Genomic DNA, 13,004 nt, shown 5'->3' on the forward strand with positions numbered 1-13,004 from the left:
TTCGCCGCCGTTTTTCGCAGGACTAGCCTTTGCATGAACCCTTCCAATTTGGCATCAGTCGTCCGTCTTTATCGAATCGGTAACGTTGTTCGTCCCAGCCTTGGCCGAACATCAGCAGCGACTGGTTGTAATAGGCGTCGGCCAGCGCGGGGGCCTGCTGCATACGCTCTCGCTGAACGGCTGCCGCCGCGCTGGCGCCACTGGCGGACAGCAGCGGCAGCATTGCCGCGGAAAATCCGATAGGCCCGGTTCCCGTGGCGATGCCGCTGATACTGTCCACGTGCTCGGGCACATGGCCCGATCGAGCGGTCGCCTCGAGCATCGGTTTGAAATGCGCCAGCAGTTGTGTGCGACCGGGAGCATCCTTGGCCAACATGCCCAGCCACAGATACACACGGATGGCGTCATAGCTGCCGTCCGCGCCCTTGGCGTCCTGGCCCCAGCGCTGGTCGGCCTGCCACATCAACCAATCGGGCGCGAAGCCCTTGGGGGAGGTTTCAACCAGCATGCGCCGGGTGTTGTCCGCCAGCTCTGCCCAGATCGGCGCCTCACTGGAAAATCGCGCGAGCAGTTGCAACGGCAGGTAGCTTGGATTCAAGCGCACGCCTTCGGCGGACTGGAAGCCCGCATCGCCCGGCAGCAGCATCAGCCCCAGGCCCGGCAGCTTGTGCAGGGTTTGCGCCGCGCTGCGCCAGAGTAGATTGCGACCCTGGGTTTCGAGCTCCGGGCGTTGCCACAGGCGCCCGGCTTCCAGCAGGCTGTAGGCGATCCACAAGTCAGCGTCGCTGGCATTGTTGCTGTCCAGCACCTGCCACTGTTGATTCTGGGACTTGCCCCATTTCCAGGCCGGCAGATGACGGTTCAAGTCGCCCGCGGACAGGTTGTTGCGGGTCCAGGCCAGTAGCCGGTCGAATGAATGGCGGTCGTTGGCGACCAAGGCGAAAAACAGTCCGTAGCCCTGGCCTTCCGAGGTGCTGATGCGCTGCTCGGAAGAGCCGTCGATGACGCGGCCGTCTGCGCTGATGATCGCTTGCTTATAACGCTCCCAGGCAGGCCACGGACAATCCCTCGCCGCCGAGTGGGCTGGCTGCAGCGCAAGCGCGACAGCCAGCCCCAGGCCCGGCAATGCACCAAGTACTGCGCGCTTACTCTTCATAAGCCAGACGACGACGCGCCGCCCATTGCAGCACTCGCCAGACCAGGAAGGCGGTCAGCAACACGCCAGTTGCGGCCATGAAGGCCAGCAAAACCGGGTGGTCCGACAGTTTGAACCAGAGCATCAACCACCAAGGCAGATGGCCGACGTAGTACGGCTCACCCACCATTTGGCTGGTCACGCCACTGCTGCGGATCAACACCACGGAACCGGCGACGGCGTCCATTTTGCCGCTGTCGGCGAGGGTCTCGCGCAGCAACTGGTAGTCGCTGTCCTGGGTGGCCAGCAGGGCAACGATGCTGCGCTGTTCATGGAAGGGTGACTTCATGCCGACCATGGCCGCGATCGGGCCTTTGGCGGACACCTCGACCCGGCTGGCGGCCAGGTTGCGCTCGTCGCCGTACTGCCATTGCTGCGCTGTCGTGCGGCCGGGCTGGGTATTGCTGGCCTGCAGCAACCAATCGCGGGAGCGGTCGAGCAGCAGGTTCAAGTCGCGGTTTTCACGCACGTCCGGGGCCAATGTGCCGAGCACAAGCAAATCGGCATCGAGTTTGGCCGCATCGCCCCAGTTATCGCTGACATGCAGACCGAAGGCCGGCAGGCCGGAGCGTGCGGCAATACCTGCCACCGCCTCCAGGTAAGTACTCAGTTGAATGGCCGACGGTTGGGGCGACAGCAGCACCATGGTTTCCGACAGGTCCGCCATGCGGCTGTAAGGGAATCCACTGCGGGCGAAGGTCTTCAGGTCAGGCATCGCAATGTAGTGGTGATAACCGGACATATCGATGCTGGACTGGTCGTCGATCACGGCCTGGGTGTCGACCGGCAACGAGCTCTGGCAGCGGTCGCGCTGAGAACTGCTGGCAGTGCTGGCAAAGCTGAAGTTGAAGCTGAGGGTGTTGCGGTCACCGATTTTCAGGGCCGGCACCGACAGGCGCTCGCTGGTGTTCGCCGATTCACTGGAAAGCACCGCCAGGCGCAATTCATCCAGGCGGCTGTTGCTGTTGCCCGGCAGTGGCAGGCTGGTGATGAATTGGTTGTTCAGGCTGATGTTCAGCCGTGAACCATCATTGGTCACTGCTGGTGGTGTGTAGCGGTACTTGGTCTGCAGCGGAATCCCCTGGTTACGCCAGACGAACAGGTCCGGCGGCAGGTTGATGTCGACGCTGACAGGCAGCGGCTGTATGCCACTGACGCGCAACTGCTCGGGGTATTTGACCAGCTCGGCGAAGCGCACCGCGCGATCGGTGCGCATCCAGTTTGGCGCGTCGTAGGGTTTGCGCGGCAGAATCCGCTGGACCTCGTCGACGGTCACTCGTGAACCGCGAAACAGGTCGCCCCCCAGCGCCAATGCCTTCACCGCGGTAATCAGGTCAGCTTCGTTGCGACCCATGATCAGCAATACTTTGCTGTAGCTGTTGGCAGGGTTGTCGATGATCTGCACCACCGGTGCATCCACTGCCGGGAATGTTTTCAGATCGGCGAGCATGGCTGGGCGATGATCGTTGGTGGCGAAGACGATCGAAGGCAGGGCCTTGTCCTTGGCTGTGGCGCCAGGCAAGTGATCGAACGCTACCGGGAATCGGGTCCCGCGCCAGCCGGCCTGGCTGCCGAAATACGATGCGAGGATACCGGCCGCACGCTGCTCCTCCAGGGTCGGGTTCGCGGCGAAGACCATGTTCAACACCGGGCTCTGGTAGTCCCGTGCGTCGAAAAACGGCAATGGGAACCAGGCCAGATCATTCTCCGCGCTGAGCGCCTGCTCGGTCACCGAAATATGGCTGACCCGGCTGACGTTGACCCACAAGGCGCTGTTCGACGGTTCTTCACAGATGTCGGTGTAGTGCCCGACAAATTCCAGCCGTACACGGTTGAAATCACTGATCAGCCGAGGGTCGAGCGCCACCTGGCGAGTGACCTTTTTGCCCAGTTGGTCTTTCTCGATCGGCAGCACGTTCATCAACACATCGTTGAGGTAGATGCGCAGGTGTGACAAGGTCGGGATCAGGGCGGGGGACGGGGTGTATTCCAGTTGCAGTTTCGCATCGCTGGCGATGCGGTCGCGGCGCATGGTGAATTCGATCTGATCGGTGTTGTTCGTACCCAGCAACAGAGTGTCGGCCGGGCGCCCCAGCTGCGCGAAGCTGCGCTGCACATCCCAACTTGGCATGACCGGGACGACGGCAGCGGGCTCCAGTACGGGGGCGGCAGCCGCGGGGGGCTGAACCTTCAAGATCTGCGCCTGGGCACAGCCAACGGCCAGCAACACCAGGCCTGCCAACAAGGATTTTTGCAAATAGCGGCTCATGATGCGCTCACCGGACGAGAAGAAAGAGAAGAGACAGCCTTCGGAAAGCGCGGTACATAGCTGATCACCCATGCGCCCAGGCGCACGAATGGAGAGGCCAGCTTGCGGATCCATGCAGGCAGGTATTCGAACAGGCGGTAATAGCCCATCATGCCGAGCTTGAGCACATCGATGAAGCTGCGCAGCGGCCGGTCCTGGATGAAGTCTTCATTCCAGTTCAGCCACGCATCGGCACGGGCGAAGGTGCACTGTACGTAATCGATTTTTTGATCGGCGGGCAGGTCCTGCAGGCTCACACCGACAAAATTCTTGTGGCTGCGGCTGACGAAGCAGGGGAACAGAAACTCCCGCTGACCGCGCTGCATGAGCAGCGACAAGCGGCTACCAACCGCCAACGACAGCGGTATTTCCAGCTCGATACCCGCCCCGCCGTCGGAGTAGTCCACCAGCATCCCGGGATAGAAATGACCGTTCTCCAGCCGTATGGCAACCGGCAGACGCGCCTGGACCCGGTGCGTTTCCCGGACCTGGCGAACTTCTGCAGCGATGGCCACCGCGGCCCCGACAATCAGCAGGTTGTAGATCACCCACAAGCTGCTCACCAGGGTGGTGCCGATCTCGTTGGCCGGGCCGTAGATCAGGCGCCATACCGCGAAACCCAGGCCCACTACATTGAGCAGCGCGAGCACCAGGTAAGGCTGCGCGATGCGCCAGTCGAACTGGTTCTCGGTCATCAGGCCGCCTTTGGCAGTGACGTTGAACTTGCCTTTTTTCGGGTTGAACAAAGCGACGGTGGTCGGGCGGGCGATGTACCAGGCCAGCACCGTTTCATAGACTTCGCCCCAGAACGTCAGGCGATGTTCGCCCTGCATGCGGGAGTTGGTCAGGCTGGCATGCAGCATGTGCGGAATCACGTACAGGACGATCATCAGCGCCGGGGCGTAAATGATGTAGGCGTGCAACAACAGGAATGCCAAGGGCGCCGTGAGGAACACCAGGCGCGGCAAGCCGGCCAGGAAGTGCAACATGGCGTTGGCGTAGCAGATCCGCTGGAAGATCGTCAGGCCCTTGCCGAGCAACGGGTTGTCGGTACGGAAAATCTGCGCCATGCCGCGCGCCCAGCGTATGCGTTGGCCAATATGCGCGGACAGGCTTTCGGTCGCAAGACCGGCAGCCTGCGGAATGCGCACGTAGGCCGAGTTCCAGCCGCGGCGGTGCAAACGCAAAGCCGTGTGTGCATCTTCAGTCACGGTCTCGACGGCAAAGCCACCGATGTCGTCTATCGCCGAGCGACGCAATACCGCGCAGGAGCCGCAGAAAAACGCGGCGTTCCACATGTCGTTGCCGTCCTGCACCAGGCCGTAGAACAACTCACCCTCGTTCGGCCGCTGGCGGAAGGTGCCGAGGTTGCGCTCGAACGGGTCCGGCGACAGGAAGTGGTGCGGCGTCTGCACCAGTGCCAGTTTGGGATCGCGCAGGAACCAGCCAACGGTCAGTTGCAGGAAAGAGCGGACCGGTACATGGTCACAGTCGAAAATGGCGACCAGCTCGCCGTCGAGCTTGAGCAACGCCTGGTTCAGGTTGCCGGCCTTGGCGTGCTTGTTGTCCGAACGCGTGATGTAGTTCACCCCAGCCTCGGCGGCGAACAGGCGAAATTCCTCGCGCTTGCCGTCGTCGAGAATCGAGATGCGCAACTTGTCATGGGGCCAGTCGATACCCAGTGCTGCGTATACGGTGCCACGCACAATCGACAAGTCTTCGTTGTAGGTAGGGATCAACAGGTCGACTGTTGGCCACAGGCGGGTATCGGCCGGCAACTGCGCCGGTAGGCGCTGCAATGGCCAGCACGTCTGGATATAGCCCAGCAGCAGTACCAGCCAGGAATAGGTTTCGGCAATCAGCAGCAAGACGCCGAAGGCCAGGTCCATCGGGGCCGCCCAGTTCAGCGTCGCGGTGTAGCGCCACCACAGGTAGCGGCAGGAAACGATGATCGACAATACAATCAGCAGCAAGGTCGGGAACCGCCCGGGAACCCTGCGAACCACCATGGCCACGGCCCAGAGCAAGAAAACGAACATCAATTGCGAACCATAGCCGAACGGCTCGGTGATGCACACGACCACCAGGACCAGGCCAACAGCCGCGCAGCTATAGTTCAGCCAGTGCTGCTGGCGCGGGCTGAGGGTCTGCCACCATTTCTTGCCGGCATGGAGCGTTTCGCTGTCATTTGCCTGCTGCGGCAACCCGTTGAGAAATCTGGCCGCGCGCTCCCACAGCCGCAGGTTGGACTGGCCCATGTTCTGAACCCATTGCGGCTTGCTTCTGCGGCGACGCTCGGGCATCGGCCTGGCCACCAACAGCCACAGGCTCTGCAGGGCGATGCGTAGTGGATCGCCCGCACTCGGTGCCTTGTTGGCCACGTGCGGGTACCAGCGCTTGCGCTGCTCCAGCAGCGTCTGCCAGACGGGCGACTCAAGTCGCAGGAACACCCAGGCCAGCGCGGTCAGCGTCGCCAGCAAGAACGCCGTCGGAGGGTAACAGTCGTACCGTCGGCGTAAATGCATGTAGGGGAAAATCCGCGCGATCATTGCGCCTCCCGACGTCGGGTCAGGCACCAGGTCGCCAGGCTGAGGGCATCCTGGGCAGACAGGCTGGCGGGCGCGTATTGGCCGACCGGCTGCTTGAACGCCAGGGCTTCTCGCAGGGCTTCGTCGCTGTGGACGGTAAAGGGCAGCAGACGGGAGGCCAAATGCGTGCGCCAGATCAGTAACAAGTCGCGCTGCAACTGGCTACCGGGCTCATAACGGTTCACCAGCAGCGGTGCCGTCCCGCCTTCCTGCAGCATCAGCACATGGCAGGCGGCGTCGGCTTCGGTCACGCGGATCGGGAACAGGCACGGGCCGATCATTGCGTGCCCCTGCAGTCGTTGCGGCAAATCGAACAACACCCAATCATAGTGCGCTGTCAGGCTTGCCTGACGCCGCGCCCAAAGAATCGGGTCGTCCAGCAGCTGTTGTTCGACATGCATGGATTCTTGCCAGGACAGGACGCCATAAGGCAAAAGGGCAAGCGTGGGTGCCAGGCTCCAGGCCTGGGCATGCCAATCGTCGCCATCGAGCATGGCGCGCGCCCAGCCGGTTTTCTCGCTGGCGACCAGATTGAAGTGCAGGCGCAGCAGGTTTTCCGGGCACATATCAATCATCAGCACCCGCTCCCCGAGCGTGTGCAGCGCGTAGCCGACAGCCGCCAGCACCGAACTGGTCCCCACGCCGCCGCGTACGCCACGCAGGCTCAACGCTGTCACTTCAGTGCTCCGAATTTACTCTGCCGGATCGGCTGCGCCAGCGGTAACGGCGGCTCCGTCGGTGCCAGTGCGGGAAAGCCGAACTCTTCCAGCAGCGGCCAGCGGCGCAGGGCACGGCGCAGTTCCAGTTGCGCCGAAATATCGACGTATTCAAGCTCGGGCAGCTTCAACTCGACCTTCAGGCGGGCGATGTCATCGGCGCGCTCGGTACGTGACAGCGCCTGGTTTTTTACTGAAATCTTTGGGGGTAAGGCAGCCATGTACCCTTCTCCTTGATTCGAACATAAGGCTTGCCGGCGTAGTCGACGACGACCGTCCCGGCGTTTTCCGATACCGCTGGCGTTTCTGGCAGATTGGCAAGCAAGCTTTGCCAGTCCGGGCCCTGGCCGTCAGGCGGAGCGGGCGACGCATACAACCGCGAAATGATTTCCGTGAGGGCCAGGTAGCTGCTCGGCTGGGTTACATGGACGGGTCCACTGCGCGGGTTCTTGCCCATGCCTACCAGCTTGATGCCCACGGGGACGCGGGTAATCGATGGGCTCGGGATCTCGCGCATGCCCGAAATCTGCATACGGTCGCCATGCAGGGCGGCACCGTGTTCCGGCACGATCACCACCGCCACCCGGCGCCCACTCTTCTCCAGTTCCTTGAGGAAGACATTCAGGTCCTCCAGCAGGGTTTGCGCGCGCGGCTTGTAGTCGGCACGTTGGGTGCCGCCGTCGGCGGTCAGGGCCCGGTTGCCGTCATGCAAGGTGGTGGAGTTGTAGAACAGCGCCACGCGTGCACTGTCCAGGCTTTCACGATGTTCCCACCACTTGTCCAGCACATCCCGGTCGCGCCAGATCGGCGAGCCATCGAACGCGACCAGTGTGCGCTGTAAATCGCCAGTGCTGACAGCCGGTGCCGGCAAGGACCCTTGTGCGCGGACTTCATCGATAAACCCTTCAAACTTGCCGGTGTGATTGAGCATGACTTCGTTCTCGAAGCCCAGCTTGCGCAGGTCGTCCATCAACAGGCATTGCTCGGGTGCCACCGCGTACAGCTTGCTGTGCGATGTCTGGCCGCAACTGGCGCGCAATAGACGAATAGCCGCCGGACCGCTGTAGGCGGTCGCGGAGTTGAAGTTGTCGAACACCACATCCATCTGCGCGAGCAAAGCGTTATCGCGCAGGCCGATAGTCTCCAGGTCATCCCAGGCCAGTGAGCAGATGTTGATCAGTAACAGGTCGAACGGCTGGGCAGTGGCATCCGCCGGCTTGAACTCGACATGCCGCGCGGCCTCGGTGTCATAAAATTTTTGCAGGTAGGCTTCCAGTGTCTTGTTGTCCGGTTCGCCGGCCGTGGTGGCCTGCACCGGAGTGGCCGACTGCGCCAGCGATTGCACGGGCACATGCCAGCCCGACAGGTTGCTGGCGCTCAGCCAGGCAAAGGCGGCCAATGTAAAGGTGGTGAGGCGCAGCCATTGGTGGATGTAAAAGTACGCGACCACAATCAGCATCAGGGCGCCGCACAGGTTCCAGTCGATGAAGCGTCCAGCCAGCTCCATCAGGTACTCCGGGGTGAAATTCAATACCCCGGGCTGGTCGAGCAAGCGACTGAAGGGTGGCAGCCAAGTGTCCTGATAGAGCAGCGCCACGGCCACCGGAATGGCAATCAGCGTGCGCAGAGTGGCCAGATGGCGCTGACGCAACGGAATCAGCAGCACGGCGGCGAAGACCAGGTTGGGCAACACCTGCAGGTTCAGGTAACCGCCCCACAGCAAGGCCAGCTTGATCAGGAAGTACAGATTCCAGCGCCCCAATCCAGGCCAGGTCCAGGCGTTCTGCCGAACCGGCAGGGGAGCGGCGGGTTTTTCAAACTGGCTCATGGGTATCACTCGGAGCAGGCGCTGCAGGCGCGCGTCGACGCACGCCACAGGGCTTCAAATAACGGGGCGACAGCAATCGCCGGAACCAGCCCTGCAGGTGCTGACGAACAGCACGTAGCAGCAGCATCAGCGCGAGCGTCATCAGGCAACTGGCCGCGATGACTTGCAGCAGTTGGGAATACATCATGGGCAGGGTTCCGACAGCGACAGGCTGATGCGTTGCGGGATGTAGCCGGCGCGGGCAATCGCCTGGGCCAGGGTCTCCGTCACTTGTTCCTTGGCCGTGTCGTACGCCTCGGATCGTTGTGGCGCATTGAGGAACGCCTCGCGGGGCAAGTCATCGACGGTCGACAGTGGGGTGATCTCGCTGAAAATATCGCGCCACGGTAAACGGCATATATTGCCCAGCGCAGGTTCCAGGCCATCGGCCCGGCAGGCGAACAGAAAAAGATAAAAATGTCCGTCGAGCACGCAAGCGATGTCGCCAAAACGGCGCAAGGTGATCTGGTTCAGGTACTGGTCGATGTCCAGGTCACCGCGCGGATGCAAGCGCAGCAGTTGATGAGTGACCTCACCCGAGGCGCCACTGTAGATCTGGTCCAGTGTGGTGATGAACGCCAAGGGGGGCAGCAAGCCACGTTGAGCCGGGGGGCGCAGACGTTCGAACAGCATCTCTACGTCGGCCACGCGGCGATGCCGCCAGATCTGGCCCTGAACGCTGTCCACCAGGCTCAGGAAATGCGCCAGCGGCGTCTTGAACGGCACGATCAGGTTCGCACCGCAGGCCAGCAACAGGCGCTCGTCGCGATAGCGCAGACAGGGCTCCATTTCGCGCACGATGACCTTCAGGGCAACGCCGCAACGCTCGCGCAACGCGTGCAGACGACGGGCCAGCAGTTCGACTTCCTGGTTGCTTTCCAGCGCCATGATGACACTGGCCGCCCGCGCATGACCCGCCTGTTCCAGCAAGTCATTGCGATGTTCGAACAGCCGCCATTGTTCGGAAAGAGGCGGTGCGCCTTCGAGGACCGAACGCTGGGTCAGGTAAATGCGCTGATCGTCGGTGCGCGTCTGCGGCGGGCTGGACAGCTCGGTGACGCTCAGGCCGAACTCGTCGTTTTCAAGTACAAGGTCGAATGCCTGAGCTGCACAAACACCCTTGTCGCCGTGCCAAAAGTTCAACTGGTAGCAAATGCCGCCGTCGCGACGGTATAGCTGTGCCAGTCCGGAAATATCTTCATTGAATGCCAGCAGGCGTTCATGCAGTGCAGGCGCCTGGCCGTGGCAGAGCACCAGTAAGGTACATGCCCGTTCATTGAGCCATTGGCGCATGCCGTCAATCCAGCGGTGCAGCTGGTCGCGGGAGAGGTTTTCCACGTGGCTGGCAGCGAGCATCAACACCAGGTAACTGCCTTGGCGAATGTTGATACGGGAAAGATCATTGGTGAATGCATTGAAGGCAGCACGAATGGCGGCGTCATCGGGCACTGAAAACATTCTCAGTGCACCGGGTCCGGCATCGCTGGCCATCGTGGCGACCACGGTGGTCGGGTCTTGGCCACAGCAGGTCAAGGTCGCCGCGTGGGTCTGCTGCAGCGACGACAAAAACTGACAGGCGATAAGGTTCGCATCGGCCGGCCGATCCAGCGCGACCCAATACAGACCTGCTTCTCGCAGGCATATTTGCTCATCCTGTAAATGCCGGATGGCCAGCGTGACTTGACTCAAAACCCGCTACTCCCCTGATCCTGAATACATGGGTCGCGCCAACCGACTGGCGGCCATGAGAGCCTGACTGCAAGAAACCATCCAACTACCGCGCACAGCCGCACGACTTCGCAAGCGGACAGCAGGCAGTTCACGATTAGGGTTAAAAGAGTCTGAATATTGGCGAGGTCTGTCGCACGAATGATTGTTGCGTCAGAAAATCGACAATCCCTGTCTGCCGGGTGTTTAGCGTCCTGTCTTAGTTCTATTCGACCTAAAAACACACGGCATTTATTGTCCTGAGGAATGGCGCGCAATGTGTGATATCAGATTGGGGGTGTCAATAATGTGTACGTTTAGTGGATTTTTTTCCGACGAGTGGTCGGTGTATCCGATGGGCTGTCATGAAACTGACGCTGTCTCTGTCGTTAATTTGTCGCGAAGTGCCTGTTCAAAACACGCTGATCCCTGCGCAATGCCATGGGTTTCTGACAAAAGACACGATGCGAAGGTGCCGTCGTCCGCCAGAGAAAAGTTCCGCTTGAGCAATAATATCGATATTCCTTATTGGTATTTAAAATAGATCCCTTATTCCTATATCTTTTGGTTCTGCGTACCTGCCGACCAATCGGCGCGCCGCACGAAAATGAATGACCGCGGTAAACCCGTGGATTTCTGATCGTTGCGCGCACCTTGTCGCGCACTGCGTGGGAGTAAATTTATGCCTTTGGCCTCTGGTTCCCTGGCTGACTGTGAAAGTGCAGCGCAACTATTCGAGGTACGTCCATTCGCCGGCGCAGTCGGCGCCGAAATCATCGGCCTTGACCTGTCCCGCCCAATCAATGATCAGGACTTCGCCCGCATCCACCGCGCGCACCTGGATCATCACGTGGTGGTGTTCCGGGACCAACGCATCACCCCCGAACAGCAAATCGCCTTCAGCCGCCGATTCGGTGTGTTACAGATCCACGTGCTCAAACAGTTCCTGCTTGCCGGGCACCCGGAAATCCTCATCGTTTCCAATATCATTGAAAACGGCCTGTCCATCGGCCTCGGCGATGCCGGCAAGTTCTGGCACTCCGACCTTTCCTATAAAGCATTGCCAAGCCTGGGCTCGATGCTGCATGCCCAGGAGCTGCCTTGCGAGGGCGGCGATACCTTGTTCGCCGACATGCACAAAGCCTGGGACAACTTGCCCGAGGCTCTGCGCACAGCCGTCGCAGGTCGCTCCGCCGCGCACTCCTACACGGCGCGCTACAGCGAGAGCAAGTTCGAAGGCAACTGGCGTCCGACCTTGACCCCGGAGCAGCTCGCTCAGGTCGCGGAAGTGGTGCACCCGATCGTGCGCACCCACCCGGAAAACGGTCGCAAGGCGTTGTTCGTCAGCGAAGGATTCACCACCCGCATCGTCGGTTTGCCGGAGGACGAGAGCCAGCAACTGCTCGCCGAGCTCTACGCCCATAGCGTGCTGCCGCAAAACATCTACCGCCATCGATGGCAGGCCCACGACCTGGTGTTTTGGGACAACCGCTCGCTGATCCACCTTGCCGCCGGCTGCCCGAGCCATCTGCGCCGCAAGCTGTATCGCACCACTATCCAGGGCGACGCGCCTTTCTGATCTGTCGGAGAATTCCCATGTCCAAACGTCTTTCATTTGCACCCTTGGCCGCGGCCATCGGCCTGGGTTTCAGCCTGATCGCCGGTAGCCTGGTGGCGCCGACCCTGGCCCGGGCCGAAGGTGAAATCCGCATCGCCGAACAGTTCGGCATTGTTTACCTGTTGCTCAACGTAGTGCGCGATCAGAACCTGATAGAGAAATACGGCAGGCAGGAAGGCATCGACATCAAGGTCGACTGGACCCAGCTTTCCGGTGGCGCGGCGGTCAACGATGCGTTGCTCTCCGGTTCAATCGACATTGCCGGGGCTGGCGTCGGACCGTTACTGACCATCTGGGACCGCACCCACGGCAAACAGAACGTCAAGGCCGTGGCCTCGCTGGGCAACTTCCCTTACTACCTGGTGAGCAATAATCCCAAGGTCAAGACCATCGCCGACTTCACCGAGAAGGACCGCATCGCGGTGCCGGCGGTGGGCGTCTCGGTGCAGTCACGCTTCCTGCAATACGCGGCTGCCAAGCAGTGGGGCGATAAGGAATTCAATCGCCTCGACAAGTACACCATTGCCGTTCCACACCCCGACGCCACGGCGGCGTTGATCGCCGGCGGCACCGAATTGAGCGGGCACTTCTCCAACCCGCCCTTCCAGGATCAGGCGCTGACCAATCCCAACGTGCATGTGGTGCTGAACACCTACGACCTGCTCGGCCCGAACTCGCCGACGGTGCTATTCGCCACGGAGAAATTCCGCAACGAGAACCCGAAGACCTACAAGGCCTTCATCGAGGCACTGACCGAAGCGGCGCAGTTTGCCCAGAACGATAAAGGCGCGGCGGCAGACACTTACATCCGCGTGACCAAGGCGAAAATTGACCGGGCTGCACTGTTGAAGATTATCGACAACCCGCAGTTCGAGTTCAGCGTCACACCGAAAAACACCTACCCGTTGGCCGAGTTTCTCTACCGTGTCGGCGCGATCAAAAATAAACCGGACTCGTGGAAGGACTACTTCTTCCAGGATGCCAAGCCACTGCAAGGGAGCTGAT

Annotated in this window: 10 protein-coding genes; 2 read left to right on the plus strand and 8 right to left on the minus strand. The window is 61.1% G+C overall.

Annotated features, from left to right (window positions below; translation table 11 throughout):
• Positions 1-22: 22 nt before the first annotated feature.
• From bcsZ to bcsE, 8 genes are read right to left on the minus strand one after another with little or no spacing between them, the layout of a single operon-like run.
• Positions 23-1,156, minus strand: a complete 1,134-nt coding sequence (gene bcsZ / locus J2W17_RS29030) for a cellulose synthase complex periplasmic endoglucanase BcsZ (protein ID WP_307343079.1) — start codon at positions 1,154-1,156, stop codon at positions 23-25.
• The gene (gene bcsB, locus J2W17_RS29035; protein WP_307343082.1) at positions 1,146-3,464 is read right to left on the minus strand and encodes a cellulose biosynthesis cyclic di-GMP-binding regulatory protein BcsB; all 2,319 of its coding nucleotides are present in this window, start codon (positions 3,462-3,464) and stop codon (positions 1,146-1,148) included. Before bcsB ends, bcsZ begins: the two co-directional genes overlap by 11 nt.
• The gene (bcsA, locus tag J2W17_RS29040; protein ID WP_307343084.1) at positions 3,461-6,052 is read right to left on the minus strand and encodes a UDP-forming cellulose synthase catalytic subunit; all 2,592 of its coding nucleotides are present in this window, start codon (positions 6,050-6,052) and stop codon (positions 3,461-3,463) included. The genes bcsB and bcsA overlap by 4 nt, the downstream gene beginning before the upstream one ends.
• Positions 6,049-6,768: a cellulose biosynthesis protein BcsQ gene (gene bcsQ, locus J2W17_RS29045; RefSeq protein WP_307343087.1), complete on the minus strand. Its 720-nt coding sequence runs from the start codon at positions 6,766-6,768 to the stop codon at positions 6,049-6,051. Before bcsQ ends, bcsA begins: the two co-directional genes overlap by 4 nt.
• Positions 6,765-7,028, minus strand: a complete 264-nt coding sequence (gene bcsR, locus J2W17_RS29050) for a cellulose biosynthesis protein BcsR (protein ID WP_307343090.1) — start codon at positions 7,026-7,028, stop codon at positions 6,765-6,767. Before bcsR ends, bcsQ begins: the two co-directional genes overlap by 4 nt.
• A complete protein-coding gene (bcsG, locus tag J2W17_RS29055) occupies positions 6,998-8,635 on the minus strand; it encodes a cellulose biosynthesis protein BcsG (RefSeq protein WP_307343093.1) in 1,638 nt (545 codons plus the stop codon). The genes bcsR and bcsG overlap by 31 nt, the downstream gene beginning before the upstream one ends.
• Positions 8,622-8,822, minus strand: a complete 201-nt coding sequence (gene bcsF / locus J2W17_RS29060; RefSeq protein ID WP_307343096.1) for a cellulose biosynthesis protein BcsF — start codon at positions 8,820-8,822, stop codon at positions 8,622-8,624. The genes bcsG and bcsF overlap by 14 nt, the downstream gene beginning before the upstream one ends.
• Entirely contained in the window at positions 8,819-10,363 is a 1,545-nt protein-coding gene (gene bcsE / locus J2W17_RS29065) for a cellulose biosynthesis protein BcsE (RefSeq protein ID WP_307343099.1), read from the minus strand. Before bcsE ends, bcsF begins: the two co-directional genes overlap by 4 nt.
• A 700-nt stretch (positions 10,364-11,063) precedes the next feature.
• On the opposite strand from bcsE, the gene J2W17_RS29070 reads away from it, so the two are divergent.
• Both J2W17_RS29070 and J2W17_RS29075 read left to right on the plus strand, forming a co-directional pair.
• Positions 11,064-11,960, plus strand: coding sequence for a TauD/TfdA dioxygenase family protein (locus J2W17_RS29070; protein ID WP_307343102.1), 897 nt, complete (start codon positions 11,064-11,066; stop codon positions 11,958-11,960).
• A 17-nt stretch (positions 11,961-11,977) separates the two neighbouring features.
• Positions 11,978-13,003, plus strand: coding sequence for an ABC transporter substrate-binding protein (locus J2W17_RS29075; RefSeq protein WP_307343105.1), 1,026 nt, complete (start codon positions 11,978-11,980; stop codon positions 13,001-13,003).
• Position 13,004: the final 1 nt, after the last annotated feature.

The sequence above is a fragment of the Pseudomonas lini genome (genome assembly GCF_030812475.1).
Lineage (GTDB): Bacteria > Pseudomonadota > Gammaproteobacteria > Pseudomonadales > Pseudomonadaceae > Aquipseudomonas > Aquipseudomonas lini_A.

Coding starts and splice junctions, on each gene's coding strand:
- bcsZ (WP_307343079.1), bottom strand. CDS start 1,156: ATGAAGAGTAAGCGCGCAGTACTTGGTGCATTGCCGGGCCTGGGGCTG.
- bcsB (WP_307343082.1), bottom strand. CDS start 3,464: ATGAGCCGCTATTTGCAAAAATCCTTGTTGGCAGGCCTGGTGTTGCTG.
- bcsA (WP_307343084.1), bottom strand. CDS start 6,052: ATGATCGCGCGGATTTTCCCCTACATGCATTTACGCCGACGGTACGAC.
- bcsR (WP_307343090.1), bottom strand. CDS start 7,028: ATGGCTGCCTTACCCCCAAAGATTTCAGTAAAAAACCAGGCGCTGTCA.
- bcsG (WP_307343093.1), bottom strand. CDS start 8,635: ATGAGCCAGTTTGAAAAACCCGCCGCTCCCCTGCCGGTTCGGCAGAAC.
- bcsF (WP_307343096.1), bottom strand. CDS start 8,822: ATGATGTATTCCCAACTGCTGCAAGTCATCGCGGCCAGTTGCCTGATG.
- J2W17_RS29070 (WP_307343102.1), top strand. CDS start 11,064: ATGCCTTTGGCCTCTGGTTCCCTGGCTGACTGTGAAAGTGCAGCGCAA.
- J2W17_RS29075 (WP_307343105.1), top strand. CDS start 11,978: ATGTCCAAACGTCTTTCATTTGCACCCTTGGCCGCGGCCATCGGCCTG.